Raw genomic sequence first — 22175 nt, 5'->3', positions numbered from 1 at the left:
GCGATCTTTTTCAGTTGATTTGGACAACAAATTATTTGACAAAAGTACATTATTCAAGCTAAATATTAAAATAAATAATATGTTTTATTTTTAAATACATTTAATTTTGAGTATATTTGCAACAGATTTCTTGACATTACGATCGAGAAATTGTTTGTTTTTTTTATTTGAATTATAATTGATAAACGTAGTTTGTAAACAATGGTGAATGTCGTTAAGTTACGCAAAGGCTTAAACATAAACCTTAAAGGAAAAGCTATTCAAAAAAAGGTAACCATAGAGCTTCCGTCTGAAATAGGGCTCGTTCCGGCGGCGTTCGAAGGTGTTGTTCCTAAAGTAGTTGTTAATGAAGGTGACTCGGTGAAAGTCGGTGATGCGTTGTTCGTTAATAAAGCCTTCCCGGAGATTAAATTTGCTTCGCCTGTCAGCGGTAAAGTTACCAAAGTAGTAAGAGGTGATCGAAGAAAAGTTCTCTGTGTTAAAGTACAAGTTGCTAACGAACAGCAATATGTAGATTTTGGAATTAAGGATCTGTCAAAGTTAAATGGAGAAGATGTCAAAAGAGACTTACTGGATGCAGGTTTGTTTGGCTATATCAATCAGTTGCCTTATGCAATATCTACAAACCCGAAAGTCCATCCGGAAGCTATTTTTGTTTCTGCATTGAGAGATATGCCGTTAGCTTCTGATTTTGAAGTAGAGCTTGAAGGTAATGAAGAAGCTTTTCAAGTTGGTTTATCGGCATTGAGTAAAATAGCGAAAGTACATTTAGGCATAGGCCCCAATCAATCAAACCGTTCGCTTACAGAGGCTGCTGATGTAGAAGTAACCATCTATGATGGCCCATGTCCGGCAGGAAATGTTGGAGTGCAGATAAACCATACAAGACCAATAACCAAAGGTGAAGTCATCTGGACAATTGATCCCACAACCGTAATTTTTATAGGAAGATTATTCCTTACAGGTAAGGTTGATCTACGAAAAGTGGTAGCAGTCGCCGGTAGTGAGGTTAATAATCCATGCTATGTCAATACGATTGTCGGAGCACCGTTTTCAGCCTTGCTGAAAGGACAGATAAAAGAAACTGCCCATGTAAGAATTATCAATGGAAATCCATTGGTAGGTCATAAGAGTTGTATGACGGATTATATCGGGGGGCATACCTCCGAAGTGACGGTTATACCGGAAGGTGATGATGTCAACGAGATGTTGGGCTGGATTTCTCCTCGGTTAAGTAATTTCTCTGTATCGCATAGTTATTTCACTTGGTTGCTTGGTAAGAAGAAAGAGTATTGCCTCGACGCAAGAATAAAAGGAGGAGAGCGCCATATGATTATGAGTGGCGAATATGATAAAGTGCTGCCTATGGATATTTATGCCGAGTATCTTATAAAAGCGATTATTGCAGGAAATATAGATCGACAGGAACAATTAGGAATTTATGAGGTTAGTCCGGAAGATTTTGCATTAGCAGAATTTGTCGACAGTTCCAAAATGCCTCTTCAGAAAATAGTTCGTGACGGTCTTAATACATTAAGAAAAGAAAACGCATAGAAGATATGAACTTACGAAACTATCTCAATAAAATTAAACCAAACTTTCAAGAAGGAGGTAAACTTCACGCATTCGAAAGTATTTTTGATGGTTTTGAAACATTTTTGTATGTACCCAATCGAACATCAACAAGCGGAGTAAACATTCATGACGCCATTGATTCGAAACGTATTATGAGCATGGTAGTGATAGCATTACTACCCGCTATGCTATTTGGCATGTATAATGTAGGCTATCAGAATTATCTTGCGGCAGGAACTTTGGCAACAGCTTCTTTGTTTGAGGTGTTCTTGTTTGGTTTTCTCGCTGTTCTACCCAAAATTTTAGTTAGCTATATAGTAGGCTTAGGGATAGAATTTGCTTGGGCACAATGGAAACATGAAGAAATTCAAGAGGGGTATCTCGTTTCCGGTATCATCATTCCGTTGATTATTCCCGTCACAACTCCTTTATGGATGCTGGCTTTAGCTTGTGCTTTCGCAGTTATATTTTGTAAGGAGATTTTTGGTGGAACAGGCATGAATATATTCAACGTTGCTGTAGGTGCACGTATGTTTTTGTTCTTTTCATACTCATCAAAAATGACAGGTGACGCCGTATGGGTGGCACAAGAATCTATCTTGGGATTGGGAAACAATCTGCCAGATGGTTTTACGATGGCTACTCCTTTGAGCCAAATAGGCCAAGGTATTCTGCCCAATACAAGTATATATAATATGGTGACAGGTCTTATTCCCGGATCAATAGGCGAGACTTCGGTTATTGCCATAGGAATTGGCGCATTCATTCTATTGTGGACTGGTATTGCTTCATGGAAGACAATGAGTAGTGTTTTCTTTGGTGGTGTTGTAATGGCATTGATATTCAAAACTTTGGGCATGACGCCGATCGCTTGGTATGAACATCTTATTTTAGGTGGATTTTGTTTTGGAGCAGTCTTTATGGCTACGGATCCCGTAACGTCGGCACGTACTGAGACCGGGAAATATATATATGGTTTCATGATAGGTGCCATGGCGATTATTGTGAGAGTAATGAATCCCGGTTATCCGGAAGGTATGATGCTGGCTATTTTCTTTGGAAACATGTTTGCGCCATTGATTGATTATTGTGTGGTAAACCAGAATGTTTCGCGTCGTGTAAATCGTTTAAAAAAGTAGGAGACTATAGCATGAAAACAACATCAAACACATATACCATTATCTATTCGGTAGTATTGGTAGTTATCGTAGCTTTTCTGCTGGCTTTTGTCTATACAGCCTTAAAGCCTATGCAAGATGCGAATGTAGCTCTTGATAAGAAGAAACAGATTCTTAACTCTCTGAATATGCGTAATTTACCAAGTGATCAAGCAGAACAAACGTATAATCAAATCATTCAAAAACAAGAGGTTGGTAATAAGGTTTATTATAAATGTAAGGTAAAAGGAAAGACGGTCTTTGTTTTTCCATTGAAAGGTATGGGATTATGGGGGGGAATTTCCGGTTTCCTTGCTGTGGACGGCTATGATATGAAGACCGTTTATGGCGTATATTTTAATCATGAGAGTGAGACTGCAGGCCTGGGAGCAGAAATAAAAGATAATCAGAAATGGCAGGAGAAGTTTATTGGAAAGAAAATTTTCAATGACGGATCATCTGATATTGCTCTTGGCGTGAAAAAGGTAGTAAAGAACCCTGTGAGTGAGGTTGACGCTGTTACAGGTGCAACTTTGACATCTAATGGTGTTGACGCGATGCTCAAAGATTGTTTGAAAGCATATAATCTCCCGACAATACGAACTTTGGCAAATAATTAAAATAATATGGCATTATTTAGTAAACAAAATAAAGAGATATTTTGCAATCCACTCAACTTGGATAATCCTATTATGGTTCAGGTGTTGGGTATTTGCTCATCTTTGGCTGTCACTTCGTTATTGAAGCCTGCCATAGTAATGGGATTAGCAGTAACAATCATCACAGCCTTCTCAAACGTGATCATTGCCGCCATCCGTAATACGATACCCAACCGTATTCGTATTATAGTCCAGTTAGTCGTTGTCGCCGCTTTAGTAACTATCGTGAGTCAAATATTAAAAGCTGTGGCATATGACGTAAGCGTTCAACTTTCAGTTTACGTAGGTTTAATTATTACAAACTGTATTTTAATGGGACGTTTAGAAGCATTTGCCATGACTAATAAACCATGGCCAAGTTTTCTCGATGGCGTCGGCAATGGCCTGGGATACGCACTGATTCTTGTCATTGTTGGAGCTTTGCGTGAGTTCGTGGGGCGTGGCAGCCTGTTGGGATTTCAGTTAATCCCCCAAAGTGCATACGATGCAGGGTATATGAATAATGGTATGATGACCATGTCGGCAATGGCTTTGATTCTTCTCGGGTGCGTTATCTGGGTACATCGTGCTTATTTTTATAAGGAGAAATAAAGGATGGAACACTTAATAAACTTATTTTTTCGTTCAATTTTTGTTGATAATATGATCTTCGCATACTTTTTGGGTATGTGCTCTTATTTGGCTGTATCTAAGAATGTGAAGACTTCATTGGGGTTGGGACTGGCAGTGACGTTCGTGTTGCTCATTACCGTCCCCGTAGACTATTTTCTTCAGACAAAAGTGTTGGGGCCAGATTGCCTGGTGTCTGGAGTTGATCTCTCATATTTGAGCTTTATTCTGTTCATTGCCGTCATTGCCGGTATTACACAATTGGTAGAGATGGTGGTTGAAAAGTATTCTCCATCACTATATAGCGCACTGGGCATCTTTTTACCATTGATTGCCGTGAACTGCGCGATCATGGGCGCTTCTCTCTTCATGCAACAGCGTATTCTAATGGATCCTGATAGTACTCAGTCAATCGTTAGTGTGTGGGATAGTATTGCTTATGCCATAGGCTCAGGATTAGGATGGACGCTTGCTATTGTGTCCATGGGAGCAATTCGTGAGAAAATGGAATATTGCAACGTTCCAAAACCCTTGCAAGGTCTTGGAATAACTTTTATTACTGTTGGGCTTATGGCAATGGCCATGCTATGCTTCAGTGGTTTGAAATTTTAAAGAGGAGGATGTTTAAATGGCAGAATTTATATCAGCAAGCATAGGAGTTTTTCTGGTAACAATCATTCTCTTGGTTGTCATTTTGTTGGTGGCAAAGAAATATCTGAGTCCCAGCGGAAATGTTGCGATTGATATTAATGGCGAAAAAAGTCTTTCTGTAGGGCAGGGGGCTTCTTTAATGGCCACGTTGAATGAGAATGGAATTTTCCTACCTTCTGCATGTGGTGGTAAAGCCAGTTGTGGACAATGTAAAGTGCAGGTCCTTGAAGGAGGCGGAGAAATTCTTGATTCGGAGCGGCCTCATTTCACTCGCAAGCAAATAAAAGACCATTGGCGTTTAGGCTGTCAGTGTAAGGTAAAGGGTGATTTGAAGATTTTAGTTCCGGAAACCATAATGGGTGTAAAAGAATGGGAATGTACTGTTATTTCCAATAATAATGTCAGTTCGTTCATCAAAGAGTTCAAAGTGGCGCTCCCCGCCGGTGAGCATATGGACTTTATTCCCGGTTCTTACGCTCAAATCAAGATACCGGCTTATGATTGTATAGATTATGATAAAGATTTTGATAAAAAGGCCATCGGAGAAGATTATATAGAAACTTGGAAGAAGTTTAATATTTTCTCATTGAAGGCTCATAATCCGGAACCTACAGTGCGGGCATATTCCATGGCAAACTATCCTGCGGAAGGTGATATCATAACCCTGACCGTTCGAATTGCCAGCACTCCTTTCTTACCTCGCCCTCAAGTCGGTTTCCAAGATGTTCCTACCGGTATTGGCTCTTCTTATATCTTTAGCCTTAAACCAGGCGACAAGGTCATGATGAGTGGTCCTTATGGCGAATTTCATCCTAATTTTACTTCCGGTAAAGAGATGATTTGGATTGGTGGTGGAGCAGGAATGGCGCCTCTTCGCGCTCAGATTATGCACATGACGAAGACATTGCATACAACTGACCGACAGATGCATTTTTTCTATGGCGCCCGAGCTTTAAGAGAGGCTTTCTTCTTGGAAGATTTTTGGGAATTAGAAAAAGAATATCCCAATTTCCATTTCCACCTTTCTCTTGATCAAAAGGATCCTATTGCAGACGCGCAAGGGGTGAAATATTATGAAGGTTTTGCGGTAAATTGCATTCGCGATACCTATTTGAAAGATCATGACGCACCGGAAGATTGTGAATATTATCTTTGCGGACCGCCAATGCTTATTAAAACCGTAACAGATTATCTGGATAGTTTGGGCGTAGAACAAGATGCTATCATGTACGATAATTTTGGATAATAACGTTTAAGGGCCCCAAACATTGAATATCAAATTCAAATTAAATATTTATCTCTTTAGAATGAGCTCGGTAATAGAACCGGGCTCATTTTATTTTTAGACTGACGCAACGCTTATAAATTGGGCTTACGACAAATCTACCGGCCCTGAATTATCTTTACATATACCATCAAAAAAGTGGCATTATTTCGGAAAAGAAAAGAGACGGGCGAAAATAAGCGATTTTTGAGCAAGTTTATAAAGCTTTGATTATCAAAACATTGCATTTTTAGGTGTGTTTTTCCGTCACTTTTTTACCCTTAATCGCTATGCTTTTAGGCCGTAATCGCGGCCCTTTCATTGGCTAAAAGCTATGCTTTGACGAGCTAATCGCTATGCTTTGAGCCGATAAAAGGATAGCTTTGAGCATAAAAAGATATAAAAATCGACAAATCAAAGACGTTTTTCGCCATTTCGGCAGCTAAATGACGTATTGCGGAAGTGTTAAAATCAGGTAGTTTTTTCTGACAAAATCACGGAACACTGAATCAATATGAGGATGGGCTTACAAATGATGTGTATTCTTTCAAGTGGTCACGTCGAGGCTCTTCAACACGTTCCGATATCGTATATAATAAACGGATTTTAATGCCTTCTCCTTTTTTTGGTGAGTTTCGACCGTTTCATTAATCTTATTGTGAAGTTTAATGCAGCCAATTATTCGTAAAAGCAATGTGAATTAGTTGTAATAATTTGATTAAACCATTTTTTTTAATTAATTTAGCCGCTTGAAAGTATGTAAAACGTCTTAAATCGCAAGAAAACGCGGTTACGCTCAATTTCTAACAGTTTAGGACAAGCTAATTGATAAAATAAAAAGAGAAAACTTTATGGACGAAAACCAAACTATTGATCAGGACCGTATTTTAAAAATAAATATAGAAGAAGAAATGAAGTCTTCTTATATAGATTATTCGATGTCGGTGATCGTAGCCCGTGCGCTTCCTGATGTTCGGGATGGATTTAAACCTGTTCATCGGCGTATTTTATACGGTATGCTCGGAATAGGTAATACAAGTACAAACCCTTATAAGAAGTGCGCTCGCGTCGTTGGTGAGGTTCTTGGAAAATATCATCCGCATGGTGATAGCTCTGTCTATGGTGCCCTGGTCCGTATGGGGCAAGACTGGAATATGCGGTATAAGCTTGTAGATGGTCAAGGAAACTTTGGTTCGGTTGATGGCGACTCGCCTGCCGCCATGCGTTATACGGAATGTCGCTTGTCAAAAATGGGCGAACATGTTATGGACGATCTTGAAAAAGATACGGTGGATATGACCAATAACTTTGATGATACTCTTCAAGAGCCGACCGTGATGCCAACAAGGATTCCAAATCTTTTGGTGAACGGCGGCAATGGCATCGCTGTGGGTATGGCTACGAATATGCCCACCCACAATCTTGGAGAAGTAATTGACAGTTGTTGCGCGTATATTGACAATCCCGATATAGATACAGAGGGATTAATGAAGTTTTTGCCTGCGCCGGATTTCCCGACAGGCGCAACTATATATGGTTTACAGGGAGTAAAAGACGCGTATGAGACGGGGCGTGGGCGTATCATCATCCGAGCCACGGCTGATATAGAGAGCGATGACGACCATGATAAGATCGTCATTACAGAAATACCTTACGGAGTCAATAAGCAACAACTTATTGAATATATCGCAGAACTTGTTAAAGAAGGCAAACTCGACGGAATCTCGAACGCGAATGATGAGTCGGGCCGTCAAGGTATGCGCATTGTAATAGATGTAAAACGTGACGCTAATGCTAATGTCGTTTTGAATAAGCTTTTTAAAATGACTGCACTGCAAAGTTCTTTCTCTGTTAATTGCATCGCGCTGGTTAAGGGGCGTCCACGGCTTCTTTGCTTAAAAGAATGTATTAAATATTTTGTCGAACATCGTCACGAAGTCACAATCCGGCGTACCCAATACGATTTAAACAAAGCTCAAGAAAGAGCGCATATCTTAGAAGGATTAATAATCGCATGTGATAATATTGATGAAGTTGTTCATATAATCCGGAACAGTAAAACGCCATCTGAGGCTCAAAGTAATTTGGAGCAACGCTTTAATCTCGATGAACTGCAAAGCAAGGCTATTGTAGACATGAGATTGAGTCAGTTGACAGGCCTAAGAATGGACCAGTTACATACCGAATATGAAGAATTGGAACGACAGATAGACTATTTCAATCAGATTTTGAGTGATCCTGAACTTTGTAAAAAAGTTATGAAAGATGACCTTTTAGAAGTGAAGGAGAAATATGGCGACGTTCGTCGTACAAAGATTAAGCCATACGATCACGAGTTTAATCCCGAAGACTTCTATCCTAACGATCCGGTAGTTATTACTGTCAGTCATATGGGATATATCAAGCGCACTCCTCTGTCTGAGTTCAGAGAGCAGGCCAGAGGCGGTGTTGGCAGTAAGGGAGCACGTCATCGTGAGCAGGATTTCACAGAGTTTATTTATCCTGCCACAATGCACCAAACCATGTTGTTCTTTACAAAGAAGGGTAGATGTTATTGGCTGAAATGCTATGAGATTCCGGAAGGAGGTAAAGATTCCAAGGGACGCGCTATCCAGAATATGCTTAATATAGAGCCTGACGACGCGATTAACGCAATACTTCGATTGCAAGGGTTGAATGACGAAGAATTTATCAATTCGCATTATGTGATCTTCGCAACAAAGAACGGTACTGTTAAGAAAACAACTCTTGAAGCCTATTCACGTCCCCGCACCAATGGCGTGATAGCGATAAATATTGCTGAAGGTGACGAGGTTGTTGATGTTCGCCTTACAAATGGTCATAATGAATTGATTATGGCCAACCGAAATGGCCGTGCTGTCCGTTTTGACGAAAACACGGTTCGTACCATGGGAAGAACTGCCACCGGAGTTCGAGGAATGAGACTTGACGGAGGTGATGACCAGGTTATTGGAATGGTTGTTGTCAACAATCCTGAGGAAGAAACGATCATGGTGGTTAGTGAAAACGGGTATGGTAAACGTTCGCAGGTAGAAGATTATCGTGTCACGAATCGGGGTGGAAAGGGTGTGAAAACCTTGAACATCACAGAGAAGACGGGACTTTTGGTCGCAATTAAGAATGTAACGGATAAAAATGATTTGATGATCATCAATAAGAGTGGTATCGTAATTCGCTTGTCCGTTGCCGACTGCCGCGTTATGGGACGTGCGACCCAGGGTGTGAAACTTATTAATCTGGAAAAGAAAAATGATGTTATCGCCAGCGTCTGCAAAGTGATGTGTTCTGATTTAGAGGCTTCTGTAGAAGAGGAAAGCCGTTCAAATTGGACTCGAAAAAATGAAGAAATTCAGAACGATATTAATTCTACCGCCACTTTACAAAGTGACTTCTCGCCTAATCCAATCGAAGTAGAGGATACAGCGAAATCGACTCAAGACGAATCTGTATCCGATTAGCAATTAAATTAATTACGAAATATCAACCTTTTAAACAATTCAATTATGAAAAAATTGATGCTTGCAGCAATGATGTTACTAAGTACATCTACTGTATTTGCCGGTGACAGCGAACCTTTGAAGGCCATCTTAAAGTCGAAAACTTATGACGAGGCACAGACTCTTTTGAAATCAAACTTGAATCAACTTACGAATGCGGAAGAGAAAGCCAAAGCATATAACAAGTTAGTTGATCTTGCAATGGACAAGGTGAACAAAGAGCAGGCTATTATAACATCCAATCAGATGGCTGCTCAGTTTGGCCAAGGTAAACAACAGGCATTTGATACATTGGGCTTCTACAATGCTGTCATGAACGCGATGGAAAACGCAATCCTCTGCAATACCTTTGATCAACAGCCAAATGAAAAAGGTAAGGTAAAGCCTAAATTCCAAAAGGCTAATGCTGACAGGCTGTGGGGACTTAGAACCCACTTAATCAATGGTGGTCAACAGGCCGGTAATGCTGAAAATACGGCATTGGCATTCAAAAATTATGCTTTGTATGTAGATTCTTCTACAGATCCATTGTTTAGTGGCATTGATAAAACCAAAACTCCGGATCAGTATCTTGGTGAAGTAGCTCGTGTAGCCGCAGTCTTTGCTTTCCAGAACAAACAAATAGAGAATGCTAACAAATATGTTGACATCGCAATGAAGGATACGGCTGTTTACAAAGACGCGCTGAACTTGAAGTTGTACATTATGCAACAGGGACTTAAAACAAAAGAAGATTCTTTGGGCTATGTAAATAAGTTGAAAGAACTTTACATGCAGGACAGCAATAATGATCAAATCTTTGCAACACTGGTGGGTATGTATGGTAGTCTGAAGATGAACGCGGAACAAGATCAGATTATTAATGATAAATTGGCAAAAGCCCCCAATAATTTCTCCGCATGGGCTTTAAAAGGGCAGAATGAAATGAATTTAGGGAAAATGGAAGACGCAATCGTTAGTTTTAAGAAAGCTTCTGCCATTGATGATAAGAATGTCGTAATTCTGACTTATTTAGGCTTCTGTCTAAACTCAAAAGCTGCTAATCTTAATACTCCATCTGAGCAGAAGGCGTTGTACCAAGAGTCTATGGGCATCTTGGAAAAAGCGAAATCATTGGATCCAAATCGTGAAAAAGCCAACTGGAGTTATCCTTTGTACCAATGCTATTATACGATCTATGGTGCCAACGACCAGCGTACAAAAGAAATGGAAAATTTAAATAAGTAATTTTTTGTAGGCAGCAGTCGTTTGGCTGCTGCCTTTATTTATTTCAGTCTCTCCTCTAAAACCCTTAGGGGTAAGCTAATCTTACTGTCTAAATATTTTAAGTATTTATAGAATAGTAATGGTACAACTTCCAACAAGATGAAGAATATATTTTTGGTATTACTATTGCTTACTTCAAGCCTTTCTTGTTATTCTCAAAAGAAAGATATTTCTACGGCACGCGGTTATATTAAATCGGGTAAGAATCTGCATAAAGCGGAAGAATTGATGTGGCAACTTCTGGACGATTCTCTGAATCGTGGTAATAAGAAGATTTGGCTTACCCTATATGAATCTATCTATAAACAGTATGAAATAGAAAACGAGAAGCTATATCTGAACCAAAAGTATGACACGGTTGCATTGTTCATGCAAACAAAGAAAATGTTCTCCGTTTTGGAAAGTTTGGACTCTGTCGACGCACTTCCCGGCGGGGATGGCAAGGTAGCGCTTTCTTTTCGTAAGAAGCACGCAGAAACGCTTAATCAATTCCGTCCGAATTTATATAGTGGTGGCATCTATTTTATCCGACAGCAGCAGTATGATGTTGCTTTCCAATTTTTTAACGAATACATTAATTGCGCTACCAAGCCCCTCTTTGCTTTATACCACTATCTTAACAATGACAAGATGATTTCGAAAGCCGCTTATTGGGCAGTTTATTGCGGCTATAAACTTAATGATCCGAAGGCAACTCTACGTCATTCATACTTAGCTTTGAAAGACTCGTCTAATTATTGCCTGATGCTTCAATACTTATCTGAGACTTATCTAATAGAAAATGATAGTAACCGGTATTATAATACGATAAGCGAAGGCTTTAAAAAATATCCCACCTTCCCATACTTTTTTCCAAGATTGATTGATTACTACTCAAAAAGAAATCTGTTTGATAAAGCCTTGGAGGTATGTGATCAGGCTTTAACAACTGATAGTTTGAATATCAACTTCCTCTTTGCCAAAAGCACGATACTTCTAAATACTTCGCGTTATGATAAGTGTTTGGAAGTGTGTGACCGGCTCATTGCGTTAAATGACAGTTTTCCCGACGCGTATCTGAACGCAGGATTGGCATATTATAATCAAGCTGTTGAGATTGACAAAAACTTTTCTATAGCTCGAAAACAACACGCGAAAATAATACAATTTTATAAATGCGCTTTGAGTTATTTTGAGAAATACAAGATATTAGCTCCTGATCAAAAAAAGAAATGGGCGTTGCCATTATATACAATTTACTTAAACTTAAACATGGGAAAAGAATTTGATGCCATTAATCAAATCTTACGCGAAATGAAGAATTAACAATAAAGCTGACACTTTATGATAAAAATAGAAGCTGTAATAGCCAAGTTAGGAATTAAGCTGAATCGGATGCAAGAAGAGGTATATAAATTCCTAAACCAAGACAGAGGGCAAGACCTTATCCTGCTTTCACCAACAGGGTCAGGAAAGACATTGGCGTATCTTCTCCCAATCTTAAATCGCATAGATCAAACGAAAGACTCTGTACAATGTATAGTTGTGGTTCCCGGCCGAGAATTGGCTATCCAGTCGTCTGAAGTTCTTGCAAAGATGGGTACAGGACATAGATCTTGCGCTTGCTATGGAGGGCGTCCTACCATGGACGAGCACAGGGTTATTCGAAAAGTACAACCTTCTATTGTTTTTGGAACTCCCGGACGATTGATTGATCATATTGTGAAGGAAAATATTGATACCACTAATATTCATTACATTGTTTTAGATGAATATGACAAGTGCTTAGAAATGGGCTTCCGTGAAGAGATAGTAACATTATTATCATACTTGCCCAATAACGCAAAGCATATTTTATTATCGGCAACACGCTATAGGGAGTCGGACATCTCTCCACTATTAACCAATTACAAGCAAATGGACTATCTGCCTAAAGCGGATAGCTTACCCTCAAAAATAGAATTATTTCAGGTTAATAGTCCGGATAAAGATAAATTAGATTGTCTTTTAAGACTTCTATTATATATAGGTGAGCAGAGTTCTATCATATTCTTAAATTATCGCGATTCCGTTGTTCGGGTTGCCGATTTTTTGCATGCGAATGGTTTTTCTCCAACGATTTATCATGGAGGGCTGGATCAGAATCTGCGTGAAGAATCTATTTATAAGTTTATGAATGGAAGCACCAATATCTTGGTTTGTACAGACTTAGGGTCAAGAGGCCTGGATATTCCAAATGTTCAAAATATAATAAATTACCATCTTCCGGAATCTTCAGAAGCTTTTGTCCATAGAATAGGGCGTACGGCCAGATGGGACGCAGAAGGTAGAGGGTTTCTGTTGCTTGGTCCTGAAGAAGCTATTCCTGCATTTATTAATTCTGAAATAAAGCAATTTGTCTTTCCCGGCCAATTGGTTGGTGACAATTTCAAAATAGAGGATTACACTATTCCCCAAGCTCAGATGGTTACTTTATATATCGGCAAGGGGAAAAAGCATAAAATCAGCAAAGGTGACATTGTGGGATTCTTTTGTAAGCAATGTGGTCTACATGCAGACAAGATTGGGAGAATTGATGTGTACGAGTATTTTTCCTTAGTTGCAATCAACAGAAAGGAGGCTTCCGGCATCATACAGAAAGCCCAGGGACAGAAAATTAAAGGAATTAAGACAATAATAGAACAAAAGTGATTTTCTTATGTAAATTATTTTGTAATTTGAGAATTGTTGTTTACCTTTGAAGCGATTGATTAAAGAAGTTATTTCAGTAATTTATAATTTACCTTAACCGCTTTATTACCTTGAATTGAAATTCTGATACCTATTTATAACTGATTCTTATAGCAAAAGTATTACTACTTCATATTTCAGTACGAATACTTGCTTGAATCAAATTAATTATGTATTTTCACCGTGTGAATTATTTGCTAACTATTTACGTCTAACATTAAACTTAAACTAAATGAAAAAGTACAACTTTAATGCAGGCCCTTCAATGCTTCCTCGCGAGGTTATTGAGAATACGGCTAAACAGATTTTGGATTTTAATGGTTCCGGACTTTCCTTAATGGAAATCAGCCATCGTGCAAAAGATTTTCAGCCTGTTGTTGACGAGTGTGTTGCTCTGTTTAAAGAACTCTTGCAGATTCCTGACGGATATTCTGTGATCTTCTTGGGGGGAGGAGCTTCATTGCAGTTTATGCAGATTCCTGCAAACTTCTTGATCAAGAAAGCCGCTTATGTAAATTCCGGGACTTGGGCAAAGAAAGCTCTCAAAGAAGCTAAGCTGTATGGCGAAGTTATTGAAGTCGCAACATCCGCTGAAGCAAATTACACTTACTATCCTTCCGGCTTTGAAGCCTTAGTACCTGCAGACGCAGATTACTTACATATCACGACGAATAATACGATTTACGGCACACAACTCCGAAAAGATCCCTGCGTGGCTGTTCCCTTAATTGCGGATATGAGTTCTGATATAATGAGTCGCCCTGTTGATGTTTCAAAATATACAGCAATTTATGGTGGCGCGCAAAAGAATATTGCCATGGCTGGCGTAACTGTTGTAATATTAAAAGACGACATGCTTGGCAAGGCTCCTCGAACCTTACCGACAATGATAGACTATAGGACCCATGTGGAAAAGGGCTCTATGTTTAATACTCCTCCTGTTGTGCCAATTTATTCTATGTTGGAGAACTTGAGATGGATCAAAAAGAATGGTGGAGTAGAGGCTGCAGCCCAAAGAGCACAGGAGCGTGCCGATCTGCTTTATGCGGAAATAGACAGAAATAAGTTATTCCATGGCACAGTAGACGAAGCTTCAAGATCATGGATGAATATTTGCTTTGTAATGAATGATGAATACAAAGAACTGGAAAAAACATTCTTTGATTTTGCTACAGAGCGCGGAATGGTTGGCATTAAAGGACACAGAAGTGTTGGTGGCTTCCGTGCGTCTTGCTATAATGCCCAAACTATAGAAGGTGTAGAAGCTTTTATTGCCGCAATGAGAGATTTTGAAGCTCGTTATTAATCTAATTCTTTTGTATTATGAAAATATTAATAGCAACCGAAAAACCCTTTGCACCTGCTGCAGTAGAATGTATGCGTTCTGAAATTCAGAAGGGGGGACATGAAATCGTGTTATTAGAAAAGTATACAGATAAGTCAGAGTTGTTGTCTGCGGTCGCTGCGGTTGACGCATTAATCGTACGTTCCGATAAGATTGACGCAGAAGTTTTTGACGCGGCTAAACAATTAAAAATAGTTGTTCGTGCTGGAGCAGGTTATGACAACATTGATTTAGAAGCAGCTACCAAGCATGGCGTCGTAGTTGAAAATACTCCCGGGCAAAATGCCAATGCTGTTGCCGAATTAGTTTTTGGACTGTTGGTATTTGCGGTACGTAATTTCTATAACGGCAAATCCGGAACAGAACTTCAAGGGAAAAATATTGGGTTATTGGCTTTTGGAAACGTAGGAAAGAATGTTGCACGTATTGCCAAGGGCTTTGGTTTGGAGGTCTATGCTTACGATGCCTTTTGTCCTGCGGATGTAATAGAGCAGGCGGGTGTGCATGCCGTGGCCAATCAAGATGAATTATTTGCAACTTGTGATATTGTTTCATTACATATTCCCGCAACTCCCGAGACGCGTCAAAGTATTAATTATGAGCTTGTCAATAAGATGAGAAAGGGTGGTATCTTGATTAATACGGCTCGGAAAGAGATTATTGATGAGGCAGGTCTGTTGAAATTGCTTACAGAACGAAGCGACATTAAATATATTACAGATATTAAACCCGATGCAGATAAGGCTTTTGCTGCTTTAGAAGGGCAGTATTTCTCTACTCCCAAGAAAATGGGAGCTCAAACAGCTGAGGCAAATCTTAATGCAGGTGTTGCGGCTACACGCCAGATTAACGCTTTCTTTGCAGATGGATGTAAAAAGTTTCAAGTTAACAAATAAGCTATTTCTCCCCAACTCTCAAATTAATGAGGGTAGGGGAGTTTTTTATAAACTTTATAAAGCTATCAATATTCACCCATGGCAATTATCAAACCTTTTAAGGGAATTCGTCCTCCCAAGCAATTTGTTCAAGAAGTCCAAAGCAGACCATACGATGTTTTAGATTCTGAAGAAGCACGTAAAGAAGCAGGAAACAATGAAAAAAGTCTTTACCATATTATCAAGCCGGAAATAAACTTTCCGGAGGGAACTTCAGAATATGATCCAAGAGTTTATCAAAGTGGCGCGGAACATTTTCAAACCTTTATGAATAAAGGATGGCTCGTTCAAGACACAAAAGACTGTTATTATCTTTATGCACAAACAATGAATAACAAAACTCAATATGGTTTAGTTGTTGGTGCATATGTAAATGACTATCTTACGGGAGTTATCAAAAAACACGAACTGACCAGAAGAGATAAGGAAGAGGACCGTATGAAGCATGTACGGGTTAATAATGCTAATATCGAACCGGTTTTTTTCGCATATCCCGACAATGACAAACTTAATGAACTTATTCGACGATATGCAACTCTTACTCCGGAATATGATTTTATTGCGGCAGAAGATGGATTCCGACATCGTTTTTGGATTATTGACAATTTAGATGATATCAAGGTGATTACTATGGAATTTCAAAAAATGCCATCACTCTATATCGCCGACGGTCATCATAGATCAGCTGCAGCAGCATTGGTGGGAGCAGAGCGAGCAAAACAAAATCCTCATCATTCTGGTAATGAAGAATATAATTACTTTATGGCTGTTTGTTTCCCATCGAGCCAGTTGACAATCTTGGACTATAATCGTGTTGTAAAAGAATTGAATGGACTTACGTCTGAAGCGTTTTTAGAAAAGTTAAAGAAAAACTTTGATGTGATAGATAGGGGAACAGCTCCCTATAAGCCTCAATGTCTACACGAATTCTCACTCTATTTAGACAATCATTGGTTTAGTCTGACTGCCCATTCCGGCACTTTTGACGAAACCGATCCCATTGGAGTATTGGATGTCGATATCTCTTCTCGGCTTATTTTAGATGAAATATTAGGAATAAAAGATCTACGAAGTGATAAACGGATTGACTTTGTTGGTGGATTGAGAGGGCTTGAAGAACTCAAACGGCGAGTCGATAGTGGAGAAATGCGTATGGCCCTTGCATTATATCCGGTTACGATGGAGCAGATTATGAATATTGCTGATAGCGGGAAAATTATGCCTCCCAAAGCGACATGGTTTGAACCTAAGCTACGCAGTGGCTTGGTTATTCACAAGTTAGATTAAATGACAGACGAATATAAAACTATAACTGGTGATAAAATAGGCGAGGGATCATATACTGAAAGCAAAAGTAGGTTCCTCGCCTTTGCACACCATGTAGATAATATTGATGATATAAAATCATTATTAAATCAATATAAAAAAACATATTATGATGCTCGACATATTTGTTATGCGTATATGTTGGGGAATGAGCGGATTGTATTTAGAGCTAATGACGATGGTGAGCCTAATAATACTGCCGGGAAACCATTGTTAGGGCAAATCAATAGTAAAGAATTGACGGATATTTTAATAGTTGTTGTGCGCTATTATGGAGGAATAAAATTAGGAACCAGTAGATTGACTGTAGCTTATCGTACAGCAGCCGCATTAGCAATAGAGAATTCTATTATCGAAGTTCTTCAAGTAAAGAAAAACTTCACCTTCAGTTTTCCCTATGAAAAGACCAAAGAAGTAATGAAGATTTTGAAAGAGATTTCTCCTGAAATTCTTCATCAGAATTTCGAACAAGAATGCTCTATGACTGTCGCGGTCCGTCTACGAGACGCAGTCTTATTGGAAACGATGATCAAGAAAATTTTGTAGAAAATTTTGTCATATCACTAAATATTTATACTTTTGTATTCAACAAAAAAAGATGTAGAAACATTGTATTTGTAATTTCATCTTTTGTTAACAAGGAAGATTGGCAGAGTGACCGAATGCGCTGGACTCGAAATCCGGTATACCCATTACGGGTATCGGGGGTTTGAATCCCTCATCTTCCGCCATAGGGACATAAAGTCCATTTTAGATTGCTGCAAGACTGTGAGTTTGCAGCAATTTGTTTTTAGAATCAGAAGAGTTAACTATATATGAAAACTGACAACAACTATATCTCGCTAAAGCAGAGTCTTAGTTGCTGTCAGTTTTTGATATAATTGCTATTATGATAAATATATACCCATATAATCGTTAATAAATCAACTATGCAAACAAAGATCTTTGAAAAGTTTTTGGGATTCGATTCTCAAAAAGCGAGTTTTAAAACTGAGATTGTCGCAGGTGCAACAACTTTTTTGACAATGAGCTATATCTTGGCAGTCAATCCCGCCATCTTGAGTTCTACGGGAATGGATAAGGCCGCCTTGTTTACAGCAACAGCAATTGCTTCTGCAATTGCCACATTCTTATTAGCATTCATGGCCAAATTACCATTTGCCCAAGCACCAAGTATGGGATTGAATGCTTTTTTTGCTTATACGCTATGCCAAGCTATGGGCTATACCTGGCAACAGTCCTTAGCAATTATGCTTGTTGAAGGGATTCTTTTTTTGTTAATTACTTTTATTAATGTCCGTGAGCATATTCTTGCCGCTATTCCTGAGAACCTTAGATTTGCTATATCAGCAGGTATTGGTATGTTCATAGCATTCATTGGTTTAAAGAATGCTGATATTATAGTTGCTAATCCAGCTACCTTTGTCGGATTGGGTAAATTTACTCCGACAGCAATACTGGGCGTGATAGCTATTGTTTTAAGTGGAATATTGATGGCCAAACAAGTTAAAGGTGCCCTCTTTTACAGCATTGTAATAACAACTGTCGTAGGCATCCCGATGGGAGTTACGGCAATACCCAACGATTGGCTGCCTGTTTCTACGCCCCAAAGTCTCAAACCGATATTCATGCAGTTTGATTTTAACGGACTGCTTAATTTTAAATCTGTTTTGGTTGTTATATCTTTGCTTCTCGTTAACATCTTTGATACTGTTGGAACACTGGTCGGTTTGGCTTATAAAACGAAAATCGTTAAAGAAGATGGTACGATTCCTCATATTAAAGAAGCCATGATGAGTGACGCGATCGGCACCACCTGTGGAGCGTTCCTGGGATCCAGTACGCTTACAACCTACGTAGAAAGTGCGTCCGGAATTGCTGAAGGAGGAAAATCCGGCGTAACCTCAGCTTTTGTTGGTTTGCTTTTCTTGTTATCCCTATTCCTTGCTCCTATTTTCCTTTTGATTCCCAGTGCCGCAACAAGTGGTGCTCTTGTCTTGGTGGGTGTATTAATGATTGATAGTGTCAAGAAGATTAATTTGACAGATGTGAGTGAAGCATTCCCTGCTTTTATTACAATGATAACGATGGTATTATGCTACTCTATCGCCGATGGTATCTGCTTGGGTATTTTAAGCTTTGTAATATTAAAAGCATGTACGGGGCGATGGAAAGAACTAAATCTGACTTTGATTATCCTCTCTCTCCTATTTATCGTAAACTTTATATTTGGTTAAATTGCTAAGTGCAAAAAATAAAGGCTCGGTGTGAATATTTGCATACCGAGCCTTTTTAATACATAGAGTCTTAGACTATTCACTCAGCATCGTCACTTCGATGCGCCGACGGCTGCCGAGAAGGTCTTTCGCCATCTGCTGCACATCTCCGGCCGTGAGGTTGCGTACCAGTTGTTCGTAGCCGGTGTGGAAATCGATGCCGTCTTGTAGCTGATGATAGATAACATAATCCCAATAGCCGTTATCTATAACGTTCTGTCCGTATGTTTTCAACAGATATTTCTTCACCTTGTCCATGCTTATGGGGTTAGGTCCCCGGTTGGCGATGTGCGCCACCTGCCTGTAGACGATCGGTATCAGTGCCTCGTACTTGGCGGGATCGGTGCGGAAGGATATGCGTAACATGGCTGTGGGATGGTTGTCTTTCTCGAGCGCATAGTCTACACTCACCCCATACGTGCCGCCTTTCTCCTCGCGCACACTGTCAGTATAAGCCATTTGCAACACCCGTTGCAGCACGTCTAAGGCAAGGTCGCTCTTGGGCGTGTAAGGTTCCTCAAAGGTGTAGAAGATATTAACCAGCGCTGAGGGCGTATTCATCGGTTTTCTGAAAAGATGCGTCTCGTCGGCCTTGCGCACGTTGGGAGTAGGATATTTCTTTCCGCCCACCGGTTCGGCCGCCGCCGTATGATTCTTGCTCGACGGCAGTGTGGCGATATATTGGCAAAGCAAAGGTCGCAAGGAGTCGATGTCGATGTTGCCCACCAGCAGCATCTTGAACTTGGAAGCATCGGCAAAACTCTCCCGGTATATCTGCCACACGCGGTCGTAGGATACACGGTCGAGCGTCTCTCGCTTGGTAGGCTGCATGCGCGGATGGTTGCCATAGAGTACCGACACCAGCGAATCGTTGTAGCTCACCTGCGGGTTGGCCTCCCTGTTGGTCAGGAAAGAGCGCATGCGGTCTATTTCTCCATTGAAGGCAACGGTGTCGCGTCGGGGCTGTGCGAAGTAAAGATAGGTAAGTTCTAGCATCGTCTTCAGGTCTTTGATCGACGACTTTCCGGAGAGTTGCTGCGTGTCGTCGTTAAGAGAAGGAGTCACTCCGGCTATCTTCGACGAGAGCATCTTGCGTAACGTGTTCTTGTCGAAATTCCCCACACCGGCATTAGTAATGGCACTTGCGACAAACGGGAAGTTGAGCGCATCGCTGTCGGGATAGCGCGAAGTGCCACCCTCGCCCCACAGGCGCATGGCTATCTGGTCTTTGCTGAAATCGGTTCGCTTGACGTAGACGGTGGTGCCGTTGCTCAGTTCCAGTACTTTTGTTCCGTGCAAGCCTACTCGTTCGCCGATGATTTTTCCCGGTTTGGGCAGCCGAGAGATGAGTTCGCCGGCAAGTTCCGGTTCGTTGTAAGGCTTATAAGCCTTCGCCTGCGCGTCGAGCACATACTGCTCAAGCGTGTCGTTCGGCGGCAGTTTAAACTCAGGTTTGTCCGGCGCATAGACAACGAGCACCTGATTCTTGTCTGAAATCAGCTCTTTCGCCACCCTGTTCACCTGCTCCGGTGTGACGGTACGGTTGAATTCCCTGATCAGTTCAAGCTGAAAAGCCTCCGTGACCACCGGTTCGGCCGAGAGGAAATGCTGCAAAGCCTTATTCACGAAGTAGCGGTTGCGCCGATCGTCGCGCTCGGCATATTGACGCTCGGCCACCTTCAGCTGTCTGTCTTGCGCACGCTGCAGTTCGCTCGCGGTGAAGCCATAGCGGCGGGCACGCTCGCTCTCCCCTATCACAGCATCAAACGAGCCTTTCACGTTCTCCTGCCTACAGCCGAAAGAAAGCCAGAAAGCATCCTTGGTGCGCGAAACGAGAAAACGACCGGCATGAGCCGTAGCCGAGAGGAAGGGCGGAACAGCCTGTTGTTGCAGTTCCTGCAAACGGGCGTTGAGCATCGAGGTGATGAGCGACTCGATGTAACTGTCCCGCAGATAGCCAACGTCGGTCTTCTTCCCGTCGGGCACAACATCGTGCTTCATGTAGAGGTTGGCCAGCATGATGGGCTGCTCGCTGTCGCGGTCGGTGGCCACTATCATCCGATCGTTGTCGGTCACAGGATAATAGATGCGCTCCGCGACACGCTTGGGCCGGGGAATAGCACCGAACAGACGCTTGATCTTCGCCTCCACCTCGGCCGGCTTGATGTCACCCACTACGATGACGGCCTGCAAGTCCGGGCGATACCATTTCTTGTAATAGTCGCGCAGGTCTTGGTAGAGGAAATGATCTACGATGTCCATCGAGCCGATGGGCAGGCAGTCTTCATATTTCGTGCCCCGATAGACCACCGGCAGCACCCGCTCCATCATGCGCTGTGTGGCCTTTCCGGCACGGCGCGTGCGCCACTCCTCGTGTATCACCCCGCGCTCCTTGTCTATCTCCTTGTCGGCGAGCAGCAGGTCGTGGCTCCAGTCGTGCAGGATGAGCAGGGCCGAGTCGAGCACGGCTTCACGCTTCACAGGCACGGCCGAGATATTGTACACCGTTTGGTCTACGCTCGTATAGGCATTGAGATTGGCCCCGAACTTCACCCCAACGCTCTCACACCACGGCACTATGCCCGGCGATTTGCCTTCGCCCCGGAAGTTTGTTGTGCCGTTGAAAGCCATGTGTTCCAGAAAGTGGGCCAATCCACGCTGCCGGGGTTCTTCGAGAATAGAACCCACCCGCTGGGCGATGTAGAAGTCGGCAATGCCCGGCTCCTTGGCGTTGTGGCGGATATAGTAGGTCAGCCCGTTCTTCAGTGTGCCCGTAAGAAAGGAAGCGTCCTGTTCCAATGGTTGGGCGGAAGCCACAAACGGAAACAGGAACAGCAGCCAAAAATAGTTTTTCTTCATGTAGAGAGGATATTTCAAATTGCGAA

16 protein-coding genes and 1 tRNA gene are annotated in these 22175 nt (G+C 41.2%); 16 read left to right on the top strand and 1 reads right to left on the bottom strand.

Features of this window, described 5'->3' with window-relative positions; all coding sequences use genetic code 11:
- Window positions 1–201 precede the first annotated feature (201 nt).
- From JHU38_RS01170 to JHU38_RS01095, 16 genes are all read left to right on the top strand, one after another.
- Window positions 202–1554: a Na(+)-translocating NADH-quinone reductase subunit A gene (locus JHU38_RS01170; RefSeq protein WP_107582510.1), complete on the top strand. Its 1353-nt coding sequence runs from the start codon at window positions 202–204 to the stop codon at window positions 1552–1554.
- Window positions 1555–1559: 5 nt separating this feature from the next.
- Window positions 1560–2714 carry an NADH:ubiquinone reductase (Na(+)-transporting) subunit B gene (locus JHU38_RS01165; RefSeq protein WP_107582511.1) on the top strand — a complete coding sequence of 385 codons (1155 nt, stop codon included), beginning with the start codon at window positions 1560–1562 and terminating at the stop codon, window positions 2712–2714.
- Window positions 2715–2725: 11 nt separating this feature from the next.
- On the top strand, window positions 2726–3352 hold the full coding sequence (locus JHU38_RS01160) for an FMN-binding protein (protein ID WP_107582512.1): 627 nt from the start codon (window positions 2726–2728) through the stop codon (window positions 3350–3352).
- A gap of 6 nt (window positions 3353–3358) precedes the next feature.
- Window positions 3359–3982 carry an NADH:ubiquinone reductase (Na(+)-transporting) subunit D gene (locus JHU38_RS01155; RefSeq protein ID WP_107582513.1) on the top strand — a complete coding sequence of 208 codons (624 nt, stop codon included), beginning with the start codon at window positions 3359–3361 and terminating at the stop codon, window positions 3980–3982.
- A gap of 3 nt (window positions 3983–3985) precedes the next feature.
- Window positions 3986–4612: an NADH:ubiquinone reductase (Na(+)-transporting) subunit E gene (gene nqrE / locus JHU38_RS01150; RefSeq protein ID WP_107582514.1), complete on the top strand. Its 627-nt coding sequence runs from the start codon at window positions 3986–3988 to the stop codon at window positions 4610–4612.
- A 16-nt stretch (window positions 4613–4628) separates the two neighbouring features.
- Window positions 4629–5897 carry an NADH:ubiquinone reductase (Na(+)-transporting) subunit F gene (gene nqrF / locus JHU38_RS01145; protein WP_107582515.1) on the top strand — a complete coding sequence of 423 codons (1269 nt, stop codon included), beginning with the start codon at window positions 4629–4631 and terminating at the stop codon, window positions 5895–5897.
- 869 nt (window positions 5898–6766) lie between these two features.
- On the top strand, window positions 6767–9394 hold the full coding sequence (gyrA, locus tag JHU38_RS01140; protein ID WP_107582516.1) for a DNA gyrase subunit A: 2628 nt from the start codon (window positions 6767–6769) through the stop codon (window positions 9392–9394).
- A gap of 45 nt (window positions 9395–9439) precedes the next feature.
- The gene (locus tag JHU38_RS01135) at window positions 9440–10660 is read left to right on the top strand and encodes a tetratricopeptide repeat protein (protein ID WP_107582517.1); all 1221 of its coding nucleotides are present in this window, start codon (window positions 9440–9442) and stop codon (window positions 10658–10660) included.
- 138 nt (window positions 10661–10798) lie between these two features.
- The gene (locus tag JHU38_RS01130) at window positions 10799–12004 is read left to right on the top strand and encodes a tetratricopeptide repeat protein (protein WP_107582518.1); all 1206 of its coding nucleotides are present in this window, start codon (window positions 10799–10801) and stop codon (window positions 12002–12004) included.
- Window positions 12005–12022: 18 nt separating this feature from the next.
- Window positions 12023–13369, top strand: a complete 1347-nt coding sequence (locus tag JHU38_RS01125; RefSeq protein WP_199222672.1) for a DEAD/DEAH box helicase — start codon at window positions 12023–12025, stop codon at window positions 13367–13369.
- Window positions 13370–13640: 271 nt separating this feature from the next.
- Window positions 13641–14714: a 3-phosphoserine/phosphohydroxythreonine transaminase gene (serC, locus tag JHU38_RS01120; protein ID WP_107582519.1), complete on the top strand. Its 1074-nt coding sequence runs from the start codon at window positions 13641–13643 to the stop codon at window positions 14712–14714.
- Between the two features lie 17 nt (window positions 14715–14731).
- Entirely contained in the window at window positions 14732–15649 is a 918-nt protein-coding gene (locus tag JHU38_RS01115; RefSeq protein ID WP_107582520.1) for a 3-phosphoglycerate dehydrogenase, read from the top strand.
- A gap of 78 nt (window positions 15650–15727) precedes the next feature.
- The gene (locus JHU38_RS01110; protein ID WP_107582521.1) at window positions 15728–16975 is read left to right on the top strand and encodes a DUF1015 domain-containing protein; all 1248 of its coding nucleotides are present in this window, start codon (window positions 15728–15730) and stop codon (window positions 16973–16975) included.
- Window positions 16976–17560, top strand: coding sequence for an IMPACT family protein (locus JHU38_RS01105; protein WP_107582522.1), 585 nt, complete (start codon window positions 16976–16978; stop codon window positions 17558–17560).
- Window positions 17561–17654: 94 nt separating this feature from the next.
- Window positions 17655–17745 (top strand) — tRNA-Ser (locus JHU38_RS01100).
- Window positions 17746–17943: 198 nt separating this feature from the next.
- The gene (locus JHU38_RS01095) at window positions 17944–19251 is read left to right on the top strand and encodes an NCS2 family permease (RefSeq protein ID WP_107582523.1); all 1308 of its coding nucleotides are present in this window, start codon (window positions 17944–17946) and stop codon (window positions 19249–19251) included.
- 75 nt (window positions 19252–19326) lie between these two features.
- On the opposite strand, the gene JHU38_RS01090 is transcribed toward JHU38_RS01095, so the two are convergent.
- Complete coding sequence (locus tag JHU38_RS01090) at window positions 19327–22149, bottom strand: M16 family metallopeptidase (protein WP_107583132.1); 2823 nt, start codon at window positions 22147–22149, stop codon at window positions 19327–19329.
- Between the last annotated feature and the right edge of the window lie 26 nt (window positions 22150–22175).

This window comes from Prevotella illustrans (assembly GCF_017426725.1).
Classification (GTDB): Bacteria; Bacteroidota; Bacteroidia; order Bacteroidales; family Bacteroidaceae; genus Prevotella; species Prevotella illustrans.
This window is presented reverse-complemented; position numbering and strand designations above follow the sequence as displayed.

What these genes read in the sequence shown, in the direction of transcription:
- JHU38_RS01125 (WP_199222672.1), top strand. Translation starts at nt 12,023, where the DNA reads ATGATAAAAATAGAAGCTGTAATAGCCAAGTTAGGAATTAAGCTGAAT.
- JHU38_RS01090 (WP_107583132.1), bottom strand. Translation starts at nt 22,149, where the DNA reads ATGAAGAAAAACTATTTTTGGCTGCTGTTCCTGTTTCCGTTTGTGGCT.
- JHU38_RS01115 (WP_107582520.1), top strand. Translation starts at nt 14,732, where the DNA reads ATGAAAATATTAATAGCAACCGAAAAACCCTTTGCACCTGCTGCAGTA.
- JHU38_RS01165 (WP_107582511.1), top strand. Translation starts at nt 1,560, where the DNA reads ATGAACTTACGAAACTATCTCAATAAAATTAAACCAAACTTTCAAGAA.
- nqrE (WP_107582514.1), top strand. Translation starts at nt 3,986, where the DNA reads ATGGAACACTTAATAAACTTATTTTTTCGTTCAATTTTTGTTGATAAT.
- JHU38_RS01170 (WP_107582510.1), top strand. Translation starts at nt 202, where the DNA reads ATGGTGAATGTCGTTAAGTTACGCAAAGGCTTAAACATAAACCTTAAA.
- nqrF (WP_107582515.1), top strand. Translation starts at nt 4,629, where the DNA reads ATGGCAGAATTTATATCAGCAAGCATAGGAGTTTTTCTGGTAACAATC.
- JHU38_RS01095 (WP_107582523.1), top strand. Translation starts at nt 17,944, where the DNA reads ATGCAAACAAAGATCTTTGAAAAGTTTTTGGGATTCGATTCTCAAAAA.
- serC (WP_107582519.1), top strand. Translation starts at nt 13,641, where the DNA reads ATGAAAAAGTACAACTTTAATGCAGGCCCTTCAATGCTTCCTCGCGAG.
- JHU38_RS01105 (WP_107582522.1), top strand. Translation starts at nt 16,976, where the DNA reads ATGACAGACGAATATAAAACTATAACTGGTGATAAAATAGGCGAGGGA.
- gyrA (WP_107582516.1), top strand. Translation starts at nt 6,767, where the DNA reads ATGGACGAAAACCAAACTATTGATCAGGACCGTATTTTAAAAATAAAT.
- JHU38_RS01135 (WP_107582517.1), top strand. Translation starts at nt 9,440, where the DNA reads ATGAAAAAATTGATGCTTGCAGCAATGATGTTACTAAGTACATCTACT.
- JHU38_RS01110 (WP_107582521.1), top strand. Translation starts at nt 15,728, where the DNA reads ATGGCAATTATCAAACCTTTTAAGGGAATTCGTCCTCCCAAGCAATTT.
- JHU38_RS01155 (WP_107582513.1), top strand. Translation starts at nt 3,359, where the DNA reads ATGGCATTATTTAGTAAACAAAATAAAGAGATATTTTGCAATCCACTC.
- JHU38_RS01160 (WP_107582512.1), top strand. Translation starts at nt 2,726, where the DNA reads ATGAAAACAACATCAAACACATATACCATTATCTATTCGGTAGTATTG.
- JHU38_RS01130 (WP_107582518.1), top strand. Translation starts at nt 10,799, where the DNA reads ATGAAGAATATATTTTTGGTATTACTATTGCTTACTTCAAGCCTTTCT.